The 17,211-nt window shown below is 64.7% G+C and carries 18 protein-coding genes; 7 read left to right on the top strand and 11 right to left on the bottom strand.

The window, feature by feature from the left end:
* Positions 1 to 53 precede the first annotated feature (53 nt).
* The gene (locus tag WN73_RS38700) at positions 54 to 746 is read right to left on the bottom strand and encodes a GntR family transcriptional regulator (protein ID WP_271557478.1); all 693 of its coding nucleotides are present in this window, start codon (positions 744 to 746) and stop codon (positions 54 to 56) included.
* A 232-nt stretch (positions 747 to 978) separates the two neighbouring features.
* Between WN73_RS38700 and WN73_RS38695 the strand changes: the two genes are divergently transcribed.
* The 4 genes from WN73_RS38695 (at position 979) to WN73_RS38680 (ending at position 4,860) form a co-directional block, all read left to right on the top strand.
* Positions 979 to 1,587 (top strand): TRAP transporter small permease, encoded by a 609-nt coding sequence (locus WN73_RS38695; RefSeq protein WP_271557924.1) that lies wholly within the window; start codon positions 979 to 981, stop codon positions 1,585 to 1,587.
* Positions 1,587 to 2,852, top strand: a complete 1,266-nt coding sequence (locus WN73_RS38690; RefSeq protein WP_011087197.1) for a TRAP transporter large permease — start codon at positions 1,587 to 1,589, stop codon at positions 2,850 to 2,852. The genes WN73_RS38695 and WN73_RS38690 overlap by 1 nt, the downstream gene beginning before the upstream one ends.
* Before the next feature lie 23 nt (positions 2,853 to 2,875).
* On the top strand, positions 2,876 to 3,859 hold the full coding sequence (locus WN73_RS38685) for a TRAP transporter substrate-binding protein (protein WP_271557475.1): 984 nt from the start codon (positions 2,876 to 2,878) through the stop codon (positions 3,857 to 3,859).
* A 74-nt stretch (positions 3,860 to 3,933) separates the two neighbouring features.
* Positions 3,934 to 4,860, top strand: coding sequence for a dihydrodipicolinate synthase family protein (locus WN73_RS38680; protein ID WP_271557473.1), 927 nt, complete (start codon positions 3,934 to 3,936; stop codon positions 4,858 to 4,860).
* A 117-nt stretch (positions 4,861 to 4,977) separates the two neighbouring features.
* Here the strand turns inward: WN73_RS38680 and WN73_RS38675 are convergent, their stop codons facing one another.
* The 4 genes from WN73_RS38675 to WN73_RS38660 all read right to left on the bottom strand — a co-directional run bounded on the left by WN73_RS38675 (position 4,978) and on the right by WN73_RS38660 (position 10,706).
* Positions 4,978 to 5,889: a hydroxymethylglutaryl-CoA lyase gene (locus tag WN73_RS38675; RefSeq protein ID WP_271557471.1), complete on the bottom strand. Its 912-nt coding sequence runs from the start codon at positions 5,887 to 5,889 to the stop codon at positions 4,978 to 4,980.
* Position 5,890: 1 nt separating this feature from the next.
* Positions 5,891 to 7,894 carry an acetyl/propionyl/methylcrotonyl-CoA carboxylase subunit alpha gene (locus tag WN73_RS38670; protein ID WP_271557470.1) on the bottom strand — a complete coding sequence of 668 codons (2,004 nt, stop codon included), beginning with the start codon at positions 7,892 to 7,894 and terminating at the stop codon, positions 5,891 to 5,893.
* 4 nt (positions 7,895 to 7,898) lie between these two features.
* Positions 7,899 to 9,503, bottom strand: a complete 1,605-nt coding sequence (locus tag WN73_RS38665; protein WP_271557468.1) for a carboxyl transferase domain-containing protein — start codon at positions 9,501 to 9,503, stop codon at positions 7,899 to 7,901.
* A gap of 75 nt (positions 9,504 to 9,578) precedes the next feature.
* A complete protein-coding gene (locus WN73_RS38660) occupies positions 9,579 to 10,706 on the bottom strand; it encodes an isovaleryl-CoA dehydrogenase (protein ID WP_074077705.1) in 1,128 nt (375 codons plus the stop codon).
* Positions 10,707 to 10,853: 147 nt separating this feature from the next.
* Here WN73_RS38660 and WN73_RS38655 point away from each other — a divergent pair, with 147 nt between their 5' ends.
* Positions 10,854 to 11,882, top strand: coding sequence for an AraC family transcriptional regulator (locus tag WN73_RS38655; RefSeq protein ID WP_271557466.1), 1,029 nt, complete (start codon positions 10,854 to 10,856; stop codon positions 11,880 to 11,882).
* A 100-nt stretch (positions 11,883 to 11,982) separates the two neighbouring features.
* On the opposite strand, the gene WN73_RS38650 is transcribed toward WN73_RS38655, so the two are convergent.
* The 4 genes from WN73_RS38650 to WN73_RS38635 all read right to left on the bottom strand — a co-directional run bounded on the left by WN73_RS38650 (position 11,983) and on the right by WN73_RS38635 (position 13,938).
* Entirely contained in the window at positions 11,983 to 12,273 is a 291-nt protein-coding gene (locus WN73_RS38650; protein WP_161534999.1) for a DUF3551 domain-containing protein, read from the bottom strand.
* 185 nt (positions 12,274 to 12,458) lie between these two features.
* Positions 12,459 to 12,821, bottom strand: a complete 363-nt coding sequence (locus WN73_RS38645) for a DUF1428 domain-containing protein (protein WP_271557463.1) — start codon at positions 12,819 to 12,821, stop codon at positions 12,459 to 12,461.
* Between the two features lie 52 nt (positions 12,822 to 12,873).
* A complete protein-coding gene (locus tag WN73_RS38640; protein WP_271557462.1) occupies positions 12,874 to 13,359 on the bottom strand; it encodes an Lrp/AsnC family transcriptional regulator in 486 nt (161 codons plus the stop codon).
* A gap of 273 nt (positions 13,360 to 13,632) precedes the next feature.
* Positions 13,633 to 13,938: an ETC complex I subunit gene (locus tag WN73_RS38635; RefSeq protein WP_028171332.1), complete on the bottom strand. Its 306-nt coding sequence runs from the start codon at positions 13,936 to 13,938 to the stop codon at positions 13,633 to 13,635.
* A gap of 257 nt (positions 13,939 to 14,195) precedes the next feature.
* Here WN73_RS38635 and WN73_RS38630 point away from each other — a divergent pair, with 257 nt between their 5' ends.
* Both WN73_RS38630 and WN73_RS38625 read left to right on the top strand, forming a co-directional pair.
* Complete coding sequence (locus tag WN73_RS38630) at positions 14,196 to 15,368, top strand: OpgC domain-containing protein (RefSeq protein WP_271557460.1); 1,173 nt, start codon at positions 14,196 to 14,198, stop codon at positions 15,366 to 15,368.
* Positions 15,369 to 15,533: 165 nt separating this feature from the next.
* A complete protein-coding gene (locus WN73_RS38625; RefSeq protein ID WP_028171331.1) occupies positions 15,534 to 15,932 on the top strand; it encodes a hypothetical protein in 399 nt (132 codons plus the stop codon).
* A gap of 31 nt (positions 15,933 to 15,963) precedes the next feature.
* Here the strand turns inward: WN73_RS38625 and WN73_RS38620 are convergent, their stop codons facing one another.
* Positions 15,964 to 16,158 carry a hypothetical protein gene (locus WN73_RS38620; RefSeq protein ID WP_271557458.1) on the bottom strand — a complete coding sequence of 65 codons (195 nt, stop codon included), beginning with the start codon at positions 16,156 to 16,158 and terminating at the stop codon, positions 15,964 to 15,966.
* 667 nt (positions 16,159 to 16,825) lie between these two features.
* On the bottom strand, positions 16,826 to 17,044 hold the full coding sequence (locus WN73_RS38615) for a hypothetical protein (RefSeq protein ID WP_028171329.1): 219 nt from the start codon (positions 17,042 to 17,044) through the stop codon (positions 16,826 to 16,828).
* Positions 17,045 to 17,211 lie beyond the last annotated feature (167 nt).

The raw sequence follows: 17,211 nt of genomic DNA, 5'->3' as shown, positions 1-17,211 counted from the left end.
CAGAATGTACGACGCCTAGACGGTGGGCACGGCGCTATGCGCCTTTGCCCACCCTACGATTTCTCCTTCCGCCGTGATTTCGGCGCGATCGTGCTGCCGGCCACGACCTGCAACAGATCCTTGCGCACGGCCTCGATGTGCCGCTCCAAAAACCGGCAGGCCTCATCGACCTTCTGCGCGCGGCAGAGCGCGATCAGGTGGGCGTGCTCTTTCTCGGCCGTCCCCATCGCCTTGGTGTTGGAGAGCTGCAGGCGCGTGTAGCGGTCGCTGGTCTGGAGCAGCGACAGCACGATCGCGCGCGTGCGCGGCTGCGGGGCGTGGACGTAGAGCGCCATGTGGAAGTCGGCGTTGAGCTGGCCCCATTCGCTGACGTTGCGCGCCTTGATCGCCTTCTCGAAACTCTTGTGGATGTCGTCGAGCCCCGCGAAATCCTCCGCGGTGAAGCGCGGCGCCGACTGCGCCAGCAAGCGCGGCTCCAGGATGCGGCGGAGGTCGAACACGTCGTTGATCTCGTCCAGTGACAGCTCCGAGACGATGGCGCCCTTCTGCGGAACAATGCGCACCAGCCCTTCGGCCTCGAGCTGGAACAGCGCCTCGCGCACCGGAATGCGGCTGACGCCGTAGGCATCGCCAAGCGCATCCTGGCGCAATTGCGATCCCGCCGGATAGGTGCCGTCGAGGATCGCCTGCCGGAGCTGGTCGACGATCGCAGCCGACAGGGTGCGATGCTTCAGAGGCTGTTTCATCTGACCTTCCGTCTTTCTTCGCGACTCGTCCGGCAGAAAGCGGTCCCTCTCTTGCATGTTGAGGGCGCCAGCAAAAGCCAGCCCCCCACAAAACCAGGTGCCCAGCAAAAGCGCGTCCTGCCGCCGAAATGACCGCAATCTCCGTTTGACACCCAAAATGTATAAATTATACATTTTGCCTTGGCACGAGAATTCTGACGGGGGATTGGGGCCTTTGATGATCGAAGGGACGATGCCGGATACGGGCGCGCTCAGCGCCCGGCGGATTGTGATCAGGGCGTCGAGCGCGCTGCTGGCCTTCGAGCGTCTGGCGCTGATGGGCCTGATGTACCTGCTCACCGCACTGATCCTGGTGAACGTCGTCACCCGCTACTCGCATTTCCCGATCTACTGGATCGATGAATCCGCGGTCTATTGCGTGGTCTGGCTGACCTTCATCGGCGCCTCCGCCATGACGCGGTTGCGGCTGGACTTCGCCGTCACGATGCTGACGGAGCGTCTCTCGCCGCAGCACCAGAAGATCGCCAAAGTGATCTCGACAGGTCTCGTCGTCGTGTTCGGCATCGCCCTGATCGTCACCTGCGTGCTCTGGATGGACCCGATCGGGCTCGCACGCGCCGGCTTCGACGGGCGCAAGCTCGCGGCCGAAACCTTCAACTTCCTCTACACCGAGCACACCCAGACGCTGAACTGGCCGACCTGGGTGCTCTATTTGACGCTGCCGATCTTCGCGGTGTCGATGACCATTCACGGCCTCGCCAATCTACTTGAAGATCTCGAGCTGGTCCCGCGCACGCCGCTGAGGGGCTTCCAGCTCTCCGAGCTCGACGGGGTCAACTGATGATCACGTCTGCCGCCTTCGTCGCGATCATGCTGGTCGGCGTGCCGATCGGGCTCTGCCTGTGCCTCGCCGGCCTCGTCTATATCGCCGCATCCGGCAATCCGGTGCTGTTCCAGTCCTATCCGCTCCAGCTGTTCGGCGGCGTCGACAGTTACGGCCTGATTGCCATTCCGCTCTTCATCCTGATCGGTGAGATCATGAACGGCGGCGGCATCACCCGCCGCATCGTCGACATGGCGATGGCCTTCGTCGGCTCGCTGAAGGGCGGGCTCGCCTACGTCAACATCCTCGCCAACATGTTCATCTCCTCGATCCTGGGATCTGCGACCGCGCAGGTCGCGATCATGGCCCAGATCATGGTGCCGGAGATGGAGAAGAAGGGCTACGACAAGACCTTTGCGGCGGGCCTCACCGCCTATGGCGGCATGCTCGGGCCGATCATCCCGCCCTCGGTCATGTTCGTGGTCTACAGCGTGCTCGCGCAGGTCTCGGTCAGCGACATGCTGATCGCCGGAATCGTGCCGGGCGTCATCCTGACCGTGATGTTCTGCCTCGTCATCGCGCTGATGGGATACATCTACAATTATCCCCGCGCCGACTATCAGACGCCGCGCCAGCGCGTCATGACGATCCTGCGGACGTCGCCCACCCTGCTGATCCCGATCGTCATCGTCGGCACCATCCTCGGCGGCCTCGCCAACGCAACGGAATCCGCCGCGGTCGGCGCCGTGGCCGCTGCCCTGGTCGGGAAATACTGGACCAAAGAGTTCGAGTTCTCCCAGTTGCCGCAGATGATGCTGCGCAGTGCTATCTATTCGGCCATCGTGCTGTTCCTCGTCGCCGCCGCCGCGGTGTTCTCCTGGGTCCTGATCTTCGGCAAGGTTCCGCAGGAGACCGCCGGCTGGATCCAGTCGGCGGCCAAGGACCCGATCAGCTTCATGCTGATCTGCAACGTCATCCTGCTGGTGATCGGCACTGTCATCGACGGCATTCCCGGCCTGATCATGACGGTGCCGATCCTGCTGCCGGTCGCAACCGACGTCTATCACATCGACCCCCGGCATTTCGGCGTCGTCGTGGTGATCAACCTGGTGCTCGGCCTGTTGTCACCGCCGGTCGGGCTCTGCTTCTTCGTTGCGGCCGCTGTCACCGGCGCCAAGCCCGGCAAGATGTTCATGGTGACGCTGCCCTTCTTCGTCATCTCCTGCGTCCTGCTGGTGCTGCTCTCGCTCTTCCCTTCGCTCTCGCTGATCCTCGTCAAATAGGCCCGTCCAAAAGGAGCCCGACCATGCCGCTTTCTCGTCGCCGCCTTCTCGCCGCCAGCGCCGCCGCATCGGTGTTCGCGCCGTCGCTGGCGCTCGCCCAGGCCAAGGAATTCCGCCTCGGCCTGATCACGCCGAACGGCCATTCCTGGAACAAGGCCGCACTCAAATTCGGCGACGACCTCAAGGCCGCCACCAGCGGCCGGCTGACGCTGACCGTGTTCCACTCCGGCCAGCTCGGCAACGAGCCCGCGATGATGCAGCAATTGCAGTCCGGCGCGCTCGACATGGGCTTCATCCAGGCCGCCGAGCTCGGCTCGCGCGTCCCGCACATCGCCGCGATCAATGCGCCCTACATCGTCCGCTCGACGCCGGCGGTCGCGAAATTCGTGCGGCATCCCGCGGCGGTGAAGCTGTTCGACGTGCTGCCGCAGGAGACCGGCACGATCGGGCTCGGCTGGGGCATCACCGGCATGCGCGCCGTGTTCTCCTCCAGGGACCTGAATTCGCTCGCCGACATCAAGGGCATGAAGCTGCGCATCAACCCGACGCCGGTCTATCGCGATTTCTATTCTTCGCTTGGCGCAGCGCCGACACCGATCCCGACGCCGCAGGTGTTCGACGCGATGGCCAACGGCCAGGTCGATGGCCTCGAGGCTGATCTCGAATTCTCCTGGAACCAGCGCTTCGACAAGGTCTCGAAGGTGATCCTCCAGATGAACGCCGTCTTCATGCCGATGGCCGCAGTGGTCTCGGGCCGGGTCTGGCAGTCGCTCCCCGCAGCCGACCGCGAGCTGATCGCCAAGACGGTCAAGTCGACGCTGGACGCGCAGATCGACGAGCTCGCCGGCAATGAGCCCGCACTGATCGAGAACTTCAAGAGCGCGCCGATCCCGATCCGCCAGGTGCCGGCCGGCGACACCGAGGCAGTCATTGCCGAGTTCGACAATATCTGGCTGCCCAAGGCTCCGGTCCTCGCCGAATTGCGCAAGGTCGGCGCTACGCTCTGATCCCGCCCGCCATCCTCTTCACCACAGCCGGCGGCCCCAGCCCCCCGCCGGCGAAATTTACTTGGAGTAAGACCATGAGCCGCCGCGTTTCCTGGGAAGGCGTCTTCCCGGCCGTCACCACGCAATTCCACGACGATCTCTCGCTCGACATCGACGCGACCGCGAAGGTGATGGACGGACTGATCCGCGACGGCGTCTCCGGTCTGATCGTCTGCGGCTCCGTCGGCGAGAACACGTCGCTGGATCGCAAGGAGAAGGTCGCGATCATGGAGACGGCGAAATCCGTCGCGGCCGGGCGCGTGCCCGTGCTGTGCGGCATCGCCGAGTTCACCACGGCCTTCGCGGTCGAGACGGCGAAGGAAGCCGCGCGCGTCGGCATCGACGGCGTCATGGTGATGCCGGCCCTGGTCTATTCGTCGAAGCCGCACGAGACCGCCGCGCATTTCCGCGCCGTCGCCACCGCGACGGACCTTCCCGTGATGCTCTACAACAACCCGCCGATCTACAAGAACGACGTCACCCCCGACATCCTCGCCTCGCTCGCCGACGTCGAGACGGTCGTCTGCTTCAAGGATTCCTCCGGCGACACGCGCCGCTTCATCGACACAAGGAACATGGTCGGCGACCGCTTCGTGCTGTTCGCAGGCCTCGACGACGTCATCGTCGAGAGCGTCGCCATGGGCGCCGTGGGCTGGGTCTCCGGCATGTCGAACGCCTTCCCGCGCGAGGGCGAGACACTGTTTCGCCTGGCCAAGGCGGGACGCTATGCCGAGGCGATGCCACTCTACGAATGGTTCATGCCGCTCTTGCATCTCGATGCGCGCCCGGACCTCGTCCAGTGCATCAAGCTGTGCGAGCACATCATGGGCCGCGGCACGGTGCTGACCCGTCCGCCCCGCCTCGCCCTGCTGCCGCAGGAAAAGGCCGAGGTCGAGGCCATGATGGTGAAGGCGCTCAAGAGCCGGCCGCGTCTGCCGGATGTTGGGCTGAAGGCGGCCTGACCGCGCGTTTCGTTGTCTCGTAGGGTGGGTGAAGCGAAAGCGTGCCCACCATTTCCAAATTCGATCGCGGAGAGATGGTGGGCACGGCGCTATGCGCCTTTGCCCACCCTACGAAAATTAGGACGTAGTTCGCTTCTTCTTCGCATTCAGCGCGGACGCCACGCGGCTCACGGGCGGCTTGCCCAGCACGCCGCTCATCTCGTTCGTCGCCGCCAACAGCTTCTCCATGTCGACGCCGGTGCTGATGCCCATGCCTTCGAGCATGTAGACGACATCCTCGGTCGCGACATTGCCGGTCGCGCCGGGGGCGTAGGGGCAGCCGCCGAGGCCGCCGGCGGCGGCATCGATGACGCGGACGCCCTGCTCCAGCCCGGCATAGAGGTTGGCGAGCGCCTGGCCGTAGGTGTCATGAAAGTGCATCGCGAGATTGGCGGCGGGGATGTCGGCGCTGACGGCGCGCAGCATTTCCTTCGCCTTGGCCGGGGTGCCGACGCCGATGGTGTCGCCGAGCGAGATCTCGTAGCAGCCGAGGTCCCACAGCGTGCTAGCAAGATCGGCCACCGCCTTCGGCTTGATCTCGCCGTCGAACGGACAGCCCAGCACGCAGGAAATGTAGCCGCGCACCTTGATGCCGTCGGTCTTGGCGCGCGCCAGCACCGGCTTGAACCGTTCGATCGACTCCGCGACCGTGCAGTTGATGTTGGCCCGCGAAAAGCCTTCGGAGGCTGCCGCGAACACCGAGACCACCTTCGCGCCCGCGGCGCGGGCGGCGTCATAGCCCTTCTCGTTCGGCACCAGCACGTGGAATTCGGCACCCGTTATATGGCTCACGCCGCGCAGCACGGCATCGGAGCTTGCCATTTGCGGGATCGCCTTGGGCGACACGAAAGCGCCGACCTCGACCGTATCGAGGCCGGCTGAGACCAGCGCCTCGACGAAGGCGATGCGGGCCTCGACGCTGACGGGACTCTTCTCGTTCTGGAGGCCGTCGCGCGGCCCCATCTCGATGATGCGGACGGGCTCGCTCATCTCATTCTCCCGAAGGCTCGACCACGGCGAGCTCGACGCCCTCCTGCACGATGTCGCCGACCTTGCACTTGATCGACGTCAGCACGCCGGCATAGGGCGCCCGCAGCGTCTGCTCCATCTTCATCACTTCGAGGGTGAGGATCGGCGCGCCCTTCTCCAGCGTTGCGCCCTCCTCGGCCAGCACGGCGACGACCGTGCCCGGCAAGGGTGCCGCGATCTTGTCCGCGCCGGCCTGCTCCTCGGTCTCGCCGCCGAACGGATCGACCCAATGCAGGTCGAAGCGGCCGTGGCGCGTGCGCAAATAGAGTTCATGGCCGTCGATCACGGCGGCGACCTGGGATTTGACGCCGTCGAGCGTCAGATCGAAGCCGCCATCGCGCGGCGCGATCGCGAATGCCAGCTCGCGGTCGCCGATCACAAGCGTCGACGGCCCGCTGCCGTAGTTGAGGGTGATCTTCTGCTCAGGCCCGTGGCCAACGCGGAAGGCAAAGCTGCGCTGACGCCGGCCGACCGGCATCCAGCCGAACGTCTGCCAGGGCGAATTCGCCTCGGCCTGCGCGGCCTGCCGCTCGTCGTTCACGATCGCGGCGACCGCGGCGCAGAGCTCGAGCTCGCCGGGCGCCGGCGTAGCCTGCGTCAGCACCGCCAGCTCGCGCTCGATGAAGCCGGTGTCGATCGCATTCGCCCGCACTTTTTGATGCGTGATCAGCGCCGACAGGAACGGGATGTTGGTGACGATGCCGCGGACGTCGGAGTCCTCCAGTCCGCGGTTCAGCCGCTCGATCGCGACATCCCGGGTCGGTGCCCAGGCGATCATTTTTGCGAGCATCGCGTCGTAGTACGGCGAGACGCTGTCGCCCTCGCGATAGCCCGCGTCGATGCGCAGGCCGCCGGTCTCCGGGGGCAGCCGCCAGGTCGAGATCTTTCCGACCGAGGGCATGAAGTTCTTGGTCGGATTTTCGGCGTAGACGCGCGCCTCGACCGCGTGGCCGTTGAGGCGGATCTCGTCCTGCCGCAGCGGCAACGCCTCGCCGAAGGCGACGCGCAGCTGCCATTCGACGAGGTCGATTCCGGTGATCAGTTCGGTCACGGGATGCTCGACCTGGAGACGCGTGTTCATCTCGATGAAGAACGCGTCCTTGCCGTCGGAGACGAACTCGATGGTGCCGGCGCCGACATAGTTCACCGCGCCCGCCGCCTTCCGCGCCGCGGCGCAGACCGTCTCGCGCTGTGCCGCATTGAGGGTCGGCGACGGCGCTTCCTCGATCACCTTCTGGTGCCGGCGCTGCAGCGTGCATTCGCGCTCGAACAGCGAGAGCAGATTGCCGTGGCTGTCGCCGATGATCTGCACCTCGATATGGCGGGGATTGTCGACATATTTCTCGATCAGCATGCGGTCGTCGCCGAACGCGGCCTTGGCCTCGCGCTTGGCGCTGACGATCGCGGGCCCGAGCTCGGCCGCCGAGCGCACGATCCGCATGCCGCGGCCACCGCCGCCGGCGGACGCTTTCACCAGGATCGGGAAGCCGATCTGGTTCGCGGCCTTCGCCAGCGTCGCCTCGTCCTGGGCCTCGCCGTGATAGCCGGGCACCAGCGGCACGCCCGCCTTCTCCATCAGCGCTTTCGAGCCGGACTTCGAGCCCATCGCCGTCATCATCCCGGCGGTCGGCCCCACGAAGACCAGCCCCGCGTCGAGGCAGGCATGCGCAAACTCGGCATTCTCCGACAGGAAGCCGTAGCCGGGATGCACGGCCTCCGCCCCGGTCTTTCGCGCGGCTTCGATCAGACGCTCGACATTGAGATAGCTGTCACGCGCCCGCGCGGGGCCGAGCAGCACGGCCTCGTCGGCGAGCGCGACATGCATCGCGTCGCGGTCGGCCTCGGAATAGACCGCGACCGTGCGCAGGCCCATGGCGCGGGCGGTGCGGATGACGCGGCAGGCGATCTCGCCGCGGTTGGCGATCAGGAGCGTGCGAAAACGCCGGTAGAGCTTTGAGCGGTCCATCGCATCACATCCTGAATAGGCCGAATTTGGTGGGCTCGATCGGCGCATTCGACGCCGCCGAGAGGCCGAGGCCGAGCACGAGCCTGGTGTCGGCCGGGTCGATCACGCCGTCGTCCCACAGGCGCGCGGTCGCGTAGTACGGATGCCCTTGGCTCTCATACTGCGCGCGGATCGGCTCGCGGAATTTGTCTTCCTCGTCCCTGGACCAGCTATCGCCCCTGGCCTCGATATTGTCGCGCCGGACCTGGCTCAGCACCATCGAGGCCTGCTCGCCGCCCATCACCGAGATGCGCGCGTTTGGCCACATCCAGAGAAAGCGCGGTGAGTAGGCTCGGCCGCACATGCCGTAATTGCCGGCGCCGTAGGAGCCGCCGATCACGACGGTGAACTTCGGCACCGAGGCGGTCGCAACCGCCGTCACGAGCTTGGCGCCGTCGCGCGCGATGCCGCCGGCCTCGTACTTCTTGCCGACCATGAAGCCGGTGATGTTCTGCAGGAACACCAGCGGAATGCCGCGCTGGCAGCATAGCTCGATGAAATGCGCCCCCTTCAACGAACTCTCGCTGAACAGGATGCCGTTGTTGGCGATGATGCCGACCGGATAGCCCCAGATATGGGCGAAGCCGCACACCAGCGTCGTGCCGTAGAGTTTCTTGAACTCGTCGAATTCCGACCCGTCCACGACGCGCGCGATGATGTCGCGCACGTCGAACGGCTTGCGGCCATCGACCGGCACCACGCCGTAGATCTCCTCGGCCGCGAACAGCGGATCGCGCGGCGGATGCATGTTGAGGTTCGGCCGGCTCGACGGCTTCAAGGTGCCGACGATGCGGCGGGCGATGCCGATCGCGTGGGCGTCGTTCTGCGCGTAGTGATCGGTCACACCTGATTGCCGCGAATGCACGTCGGCGCCGCCGAGCTCCTCCGCGGTCACCACCTCGCCGGTCGCCGCCTTCACCAGCGGCGGGCCGCCGAGGAAGATGGTGCCCTGGTTGCGCACGATGATGCTCTCGTCCGACATGGCCGGCACATAGGCGCCGCCGGCGGTGCAGGACCCCATCACGATCGCGACCTGCGGGATGCCTTGCGACGACATCTGCGCCTGGTTGTAGAAGATGCGGCCGAAGTGGCGCTCGTCCGGAAAGATCTCGTCCTGGAGCGGCAGGAAGGCGCCGCCGGAATCGACCATGTAGACGCAGGGAAGATTGTTCTGCCGCGCGATGTCCTGCGCGCGCAGATGCTTCTTCACGGTCATCGGATAATAGGTGCCGCCCTTGATGGTGGCGTCGTTGGCGACGACCACGCATTCGCGGCCCGAGATGCGCCCCACCCCGGTGACGACGCTCGCCGAATGCACGTCGCCGCCATAGAGGCCGTAGGCCGCCAGCGGCGACAGCTCCAGGAACGAGGTCCCGGGATCGATCAAGAGGTCAACGCGCTCGCGCGCCAGCATCTTGCCGCGCGAGGTGTGGCGGTTGCGCGAGGCCTCGCCGCCGCCGCCGGCGACCTGGCTGAGCTTTTCGCGCAAGTCCGCGACGAGGGAGCGCATGGCCTCGGAATTGCGCGCAAAGTCTGACGACGACGGATCGATGCTGGAATGGAGCGGCATGTTGTCCCGCGTTTCTGGTGATCTGGTGAGAGGCCGCGGCCAGGTTGGACCGCGGCAATTCCAAGTGCGCCGGACCTACGCCGTCTCGGCCATCAGCTCGCGGCCGATCAGCATGCGGCGCACTTCCGAGGTGCCGGCGCCGATCTCGTACAGCTTGGCGTCGCGCCACAGGCGTCCGACCGGAAATTCGGATGTGTAGCCGACGCCGCCGAGCGCCTGGATCGCCTCGCCCGCCATCCACGTCGCCTTCTCCGCGGAATAGAGGATCGCAGCCGCGGCATCCTTGCGCAGGGTCCGCGCATGGTCGGCGCGGTCGCAGGCGCGCCCGACCGCATAGACATAGGCGCGTGTGGCCTGCCAGGTCGCATACATGTCGGCGAGCTTGCCCTGCATCAGCTGGAAGTCGCCGATCGGCTGGCCGAACTGCTTGCGCTCGTGCATGTAGGGCACCACCGCGTCCATGCAGGCCGCCATGATCCCGAGCGGGCCGCCCGAAAGCACGGTGCGCTCATAATCGAGGCCGGACATCAGCACCTTGACGCCCTCGCCCACCTTGCCGAGCACGTTCTCCTCCGGCACCTCGCATTCGTCGAAGAACAAGGGATAGGTGTTGGAGCCGCGCATGCCGAGCTTGTCGAGATGCTGGCCGTGGGTAAATCCCTTGAAGCCCTTCTCGACGAGGAAGGCAGTCATGCCGCGCGGGCCGGCCTCCGGATCGGTCTTGGCGTAGACGACCAGCACGTCCGCGTCGCCGCCATTGGTGATCCACATTTTCGAGCCGTTGAGCACGTAGCGGTCGCCGCGCTTGTCGGCACGCAGCTTCATCGAGACGACGTCGGAGCCGGCGCCGGGCTCGGACATCGCCAGCGCGCCGACATACTCGCCGGAGATCAGTTTTGGCAGATAGCGCTCGCGCTGCGCGTCGTTGCCGTTGCGGCGGATCTGGTTGACGCAGAGGTTGGAATGCGCGCCGTAGGACAGGCCCACGGCTGCCGACCCGCGCGAAATCTCCTCCATAGCGACGATATGGGCGAGATAGCCCATGTTGGAGCCGCCATATTGCTCCGGTGCCGTCATGCCGAGCAGGCCGAGGTCGCCAAGGCGCTTCCAGAGATCCGCCGGGAACAGGTTGGCCTTCTCGATCTCGGCGGCGCGCGGGGCGATCTCCGCCTCCACGAAGGCGCGCAGCGTGTCGCGCAGCATGCTGATGTCTTCGCCCAGATCGAAATCGATGCTCGGGATGTTCAAGGCGATTCCTCCGTATTCTTGTCGGGTCCGAACCTACCCCCGCCCGGGCGTCCTGGCGGTCGAAAAGGTTGCATTTTCCGCCAACTTTGGCGAGGATTTTTCATGCCGTTCCAAGCCGCAACCGCGACGCCCCGCCGCGCCATGACCCCAGCCGCCTTCGTCCGCGGCGTGGTTGCCGCTTATGCCCTTTACGGGCGGGATCCGGCCGAGGCATTGGGTAAGGGCCAGGTCACCGAGGATCTCGTTCGATCCCAGGACGGACGGGTGACGGCGGCCCAGTTCGAGGCGCTGGCCGGCCACGCCATGCGCGAGCTCGACGACGAAGCGCTCGGCTGGTTCTCGCGCCGGCTGCCTTGGGGAACCTATGGCATGCTGTGCCGCGCCTCGATCACGGCCCCCAATCTCGAAGTCGCGCTAAAGCGCTGGTGCCGGCATCATCGCCTGCTGACCGAGGACGTGCTGTTCGAGCTCTCGCTTGGTGATGAGACCGCGACCATCTCCCTTCGCGAGCAGCGCGATCTCGGCCCCTTGCGCGAATTCTGCCTCGTCACCCTGCTCCGCTATGTCCTCGGCTTCTCCTGCTGGGCCGTCGATTCCGCGATCGCGCTGCGTGCGGCCGAGTTTCCCTATTCCGAGCCGGGCCACGTCTCGGTCTATCCGACGATCTTCTGCAGGCATTTGAGCTTTGATGCGGATGGCGCCCGTATCGTGTTCGACAAGCACTATCTTTCACTGCCGCTGACCCGCAGCCCGGCCGATCTCGACAGCATGCTCAAGGGCGCGCTGCGGCTGACCGTGCTGCCCTATCGGCGCGACCGGCTGCTGGTCGAGCGCGTGCGCCGCGTGCTGCGCAATGCGCGCGGACGCAGTCTCGGCGCCGAGGATGTCGCAAGCGAGCTTGCGCTCTCCACCCGCACCATGCACCGGCGCCTGCGCGAGGAAGCGACCTCGCTGCGCGATCTGAAGGAAGAGACCAAATTCAAGCTCGCCAAGCAGGAGTTGATGCGCGGCCGCACCCCGATCAAGCGGATCGCGGAGATCGCCGGCTTCCGCAACGAGAAGAGTTTTTCCCGCGCCTTCCGAAGCTGGACCGGCGCCTCACCGCGCGAGTTTCGCGGAAGGTATCGCTGATGGGCGCCGAAGCGCATTGTTGTCTGCATGTCATAAGTTACGGCCCCCGAGATCACTCTCGGAGGCCGCAATGTCCCGGATCCGGTCTCGATGTCAGGCGTTAGTTTTGCGCGCCCGAACGAGGCTTGGTGCGCGACTGCGTCTGCTTCGGCTGGAAGGCGAGCGCGTCGTTGGTGGTCTTCGCGCCGCCGGCCTGCGAGCACGAGCCGCCGATGCCGCCTGCCGCCTGCCGGCAGGCTTCCATCGTCGGATAACCGCAGCCGTGAGCGGCCTGGGCGCCGTTGGTAATGCAGTAATCGTCGGCCTTCGCAGCCGGTGCCGACAGAACAAAAAACGCAGACGCACACAGCGCCGCAGCAGACGCTGCGATCGTCTTCGAAGTCGATGTCATGATGTCTTTTCCTGCTTAGGGTCCCACAAAAGCATCCCCAGCGTGCGATGCAGGCTGAGGCTCACACCCTGCATCTAGGCAGCGCGCAGGGACCGACAATCACGATCCGGCGCATTGCAGGGCTTCGCAAATCACATGTCAAACTTATGTGAGTTACTAAGATATATAGTTCCACTATGACGCCCTTACCGGTCCTGGCGCCCCATGACGTGGATCGGCCTGAAGCAGCCCAGGATCAGACGCTTCGGATCGAACGGAATGTCGCCCGCAGCCTCAAATCGCTTGTCGTCGCCCATCCCGGCTTCGGCGGCCTCGAGCGTTGCCTTGTCGGGCCAGACCTGCCAGGTGAAGACGATCTTCTCGCCGTCCTTCGCATTCACGGCGCGGCGAAAGTCGGTGTGCGTGCCACTGGGGACGTTGTCCTCCCAGGACTCGACGATCTCCAGACACCCGTATTCCCTGAACAGCGCCGCGCCGTTCTCCGCCCATCGGCGATAGGCCTCCATCTTGTCCTCCGGCACCGGAATGACGAAGCCTGCGATGTACATGATTTCAGCTCCTTCGCAGTCTCTGTGAGCCTCACACCGGCGGAGCGATCTCCTATCCCGCCGCCGCAACCTCCTGCAACGGCAGCGGCACGTCCTTCGCGACGCCCAGCACCGGAAAGCTGCGGACGTTCTTCACATCGGGCATCGCGGCGAAATGCAGCAGCTGCTGGCGCATGCTCTCGACGCTCGGCGCGACGCATTTCAGCAGATAATCGGTGTCGCCGGAAATGCGCCAGCACTGCTGGATGCGCGGGATCGCGGCGATCGAGCCCTCGAACACCTCCAGCACCGGCTGGGCCTGGCTGCCGAGCTGGATCGAGACGAACGACACCACCTCATAGCCGAGCAGCCGCTCGTCGATGACGGCGCGCACCGCCCGGATCACGCCGCGGCTGAACAGCGATTTCAACCGCCGCAGGCAGTTGGGCGCGGACACGCCGACGCGCAGCGCCAGCTCGTTGTTGCGAACCCGCCCGTCCTGCTGCAGCTCGGATAAGATCTTCAGATCGACGCCGTCGAGCTGGTCACGCCCGGCCATCCCCCACCTCGCCCTGATCCCGTGATGCCGGGACCAGCGAAGCATGAGGCGGAATTGGTGCCAAGAGCCAAGCGCGCGGCACTATCGAGTTCGGGGGAATACCTCCCCACGGTCATGGCCGGGCATAACCGTCTGAAGGACGGCGTCGCTTCCGCTCGCCTATGTCCCGGCCATCCACGCTCTTTCACGCGGCCCAAAACGTGGATGCCCGGGACTAGCCCGGGCATGACGAGTACATCACGTCGTATGAAGTCGGAGCAGCCACCTGCCCCCTCAATGCGTCCAGGGCTCGCCGCGCCGGAACGAGAAATTGTCGGCATAGGCGACCGGCCGGCGGATCGAATCCTGGGGCTCGATGACCTGGTAGGCGATGCCCTTGCGCTCGCAATAGGCGACCGCCTCTTCCTTGCTGTCGAAGCGCAGCGTGATCTGCTGCTTCATGTCGCCGGACGAGGTCCAGCCCATCAGCGGCTCGACCGCACGCGGCTGCTCCGGCTCGTAGTCGAGCTGCCATTCCCGGGTCTTGGACCGGCCGGATTGCATCGCGTTCTTGGCGGGCTTGAAAATGCGTGCGGTCATGGGGTGGTCCGGGCCTTTTCGTCTTTTCGTTCGATTTCGATGCGTCAGGGTGGCAGTTGGTGGAAACCTCAGGGATAGTATAGAGACACCGATCGGGAACTGATCGGTGATTCCGGCCCCCCGGTCACCCTTACCGACGGTATAGTCATTATGCTGCACCGTGACAATTCCGTACCCGCCTTCCGCGCCGGGATTCAGCCCGGCCGCACTGCCTCGCCGACATCAGCGCATCTATCCCCTCCGAGAGCTCCCGTCGCATGGCCTTCCTGAACATCAACGCCACGCTCCCTGAAAAAGGCCGAGACCTACGGCTCGACCTGTTTCGCGGCGTCGCCAACTGGGCGATCTTCCTCGACCACATCCCTGACAACGTCGTGAACTGGATCACGACGCGCAATTACGGCTTTTCCGACGCGGCCGACCTGTTCGTCTTCATCTCCGGCTACACCGCCTCCTTCGTCTATGCGCGCATGATGCTGGAGCGCGGCTTCATCGTCGGCGCCACGCGCCTGACCAAGCGGGTCTGGCAGCTCTACGTCGCCCACATCATCCTGTTCGTGATCTACATCGCCTCGATCAGCTATCTGGCGCTGCGCTTCGGCGATTCAGATATGATCAACGAGTTCAACGTCGCCGGCCTCGTCGACAACGCCACCGAGACGTTGCGCCAGGGCCTGTTCCTGCGCTTCAAGCCGCTCAATCTCGACGTGCTGCCCCTCTACATCGTGCTGATGGGACTGTTCCCGCCGGTGCTGTGGTTCATGCTGCGCAAGCCCGATTTGACGATGGTGCTGTCGATCGTGCTGTGGCTCGCCGCGCGCCATTACGGCCTGAACCTGACCGCCTATCCGGCCGGCCAGTGGTACTTCAATCCATATGCCTGGCAGGTGCTGTTCGTGTTCGGCGCCTGGTGCGCGATGGGCGGGGCGCGGCGCTCGATGACGCTGATCAATTCGCCGATCACGCTGTGGCTCTGCCTCGGCTATCTCCTGTTCGCACTGGTCATGACCATGGCCGGCCGCTTCCCCGCCATCGGCGGCATGTTCCCGGAATGGCTGTTCTCGGCCTTCAACCCCAACGACAAGACCAACCTTGCGCCGTACCGCTTCATCCATTTCGTCGTGATCGTGATCCTGGTGATCCGCTTCGTGCCGAAGGACTGGCCGGGCCTGGAATGGAAGGTGTTCGATCCCCTGATCGTCTGCGGCCAGCAATCGCTCGCGGTGTTCTGCGTCGGCGTGTTCCTGTCCTTCGTCGGCCATTTCGAGCTGTCGATGAGCTCGGGCTCGCTGTTCGCGCAGCTCTTCGTCAGCATCGCCGGCATCGCGATCATGACGACGGTGGCGTATTACATCTCGTGGTCGAAGCGGCAGGACAAGCCGCTGAAGCCCCCGCCATCCAAGCCGGCGCCCGCAACGAAGGCCGCCTGAGCCGGGACGCCCGTTCGTCCGGGCGCACCGTTCCGACGCCGCTGTCGGTTCGTCCGGGATTGGATTGACCTGCGTCAACCAGGGCCGGCGCCGGCCGAACTAGTGTCGCCGCGACTCGCGCCGCCGCATCGACGTCGGCGCTTCCTCCCGGACAAGGCCAAGCACATGCCCTCTCATTTTCACGCCATTGTATGGATCGACCACACGCAGGCCCGGATCTTCCATCTCGGCCTGAGCGGCTCCGACGAAATCACGCTGCATCCGCATCTGGCAACGCGTCATCTCCATCACAAGGCCAATGAGATCGGCAGCGGCCATGCCGCGCCTGACAAGACGTTCTACGCTGAGGTGACCAAAGCCCTCGCCGATGCCGGCGAAGTCCTGATCATCGGCCCGGCCAACGCGAAGACCGAGCTCGCCAGCCACATCCGCGCCAACGCGCCAGATGTCGCCAAGCGGATTGCCGCAGTGGAAACGGCCGACCATCCTTCCGACAACGAGATCGTCGCTTACGCGAAACGTCACTTCAAATTGCCGCTTCCGCGCGTGCAGGCACCAACCTGAAAGCGGGATGACGATTTACGATCGCATCGCTTCAGGCCGCTTCTTCGCTGTCGAACTCGGTGAATTTCTTGTAGATCCAGTCGCGGCCGTCGTGCCGGCGCCAGACCTTGCCGTAAACGAGCTGCCCGTTGATCGAGCGGCGCGGCACGATCACGGTCCAGAGGTGCCAGATTTCGGTCCAGCTCGACTGCGGGCTGGCCGTTCTTAAGTTGCGATCGAAAGACATGACACAGAACTCACAGGATACGCGCGCCGCGACGAACTGTGATCTTGTGTGAGCGCGAATTCCAGGCAGCCCATCGCGAGCCGGCACTGATCTGATAACGATCGCCAAAGTGGCCGCAACAACCGCTCGCTCTTAACCTAACCCATCAACCTTACCTGTCGCGGACAGGTGGCCAGGCTGGTTGAAAGCCGGCGCCGGTTTTTCTACAATGCATGCGTGATTTGAGAGTGAGTGCACCGTTTTCGGGACGCGCGATTGAATTTGAACTGACGTCGCTTTTTTTAAAGAGCTTGGAATTTAAAGACGACTTGGATTTTGAGGAAGACTCGGAAGTTTTGAAGACTTGAAGGTTTAAGACTCGGACGTTTTGAAAAAAGACATACTGGCTGGGGCGACCACAATGAATTTGCAGTGTGCATGTCTGCGCTTGGCGGTGCGATCGACGCCGCCTGTCCCGGCCGTCAGGACGTCGGCTCACGAACCGCCAAGGGCCGCCAACGACAACCAGATGGTCTGGCCGTTCGTGCCGTTTCCGCCCGGCTGGCACGCCTCGAGCTGATTGGGCAATTCTGAAGAACGCGACGTCTGAAGATCGCGACGCCTGCAAAAAAGACGTTTGAAAAGCGCAACGCCGCGCAAGCGGAGTATTATCGCTTGGCGGCGTCCGTTAGGCATTGGGCGCTGAAATCCCCAACATCCATATGTCCATGGCGACAGCCAAAGGTTCGATGAATCTTTGGTAATTCTGCGTCGGGCCGACCGCGCCAATGCCTTGAAAAATCGCGCGGAAGTCGGGCTGCGCAAGCAACGAGCGCGAGGGCTTCAGGCCGAACGCGCCGGGTCTGCAAAGCAGGCGCTGGCCGCGTGAGAAAGTTCGATCCGGCACGCATGTTCCGCGCCGGACGGCCGCAACCAATCGCCGCGCGGCGCGTTGCAGCTTCTTCCCATCCGTCCGGGGTCCTGGCGAGCGCCAACGATCAGCGCGCGCCCGCCATGGACGGACGGTCATCGCGTCTCACGTCCGTGTGAGCTGGAGCCCGGTCGGTGAATTTC

This window comes from Bradyrhizobium sp. CCBAU 45394, from assembly GCF_028128655.1.
Taxonomy (GTDB): Bacteria; Pseudomonadota; Alphaproteobacteria; order Rhizobiales; family Xanthobacteraceae; genus Bradyrhizobium; species Bradyrhizobium diazoefficiens.
Note: the sequence above shows the minus strand (reverse complement) of the source record. Positions and strands in the feature narration are given on the sequence as shown.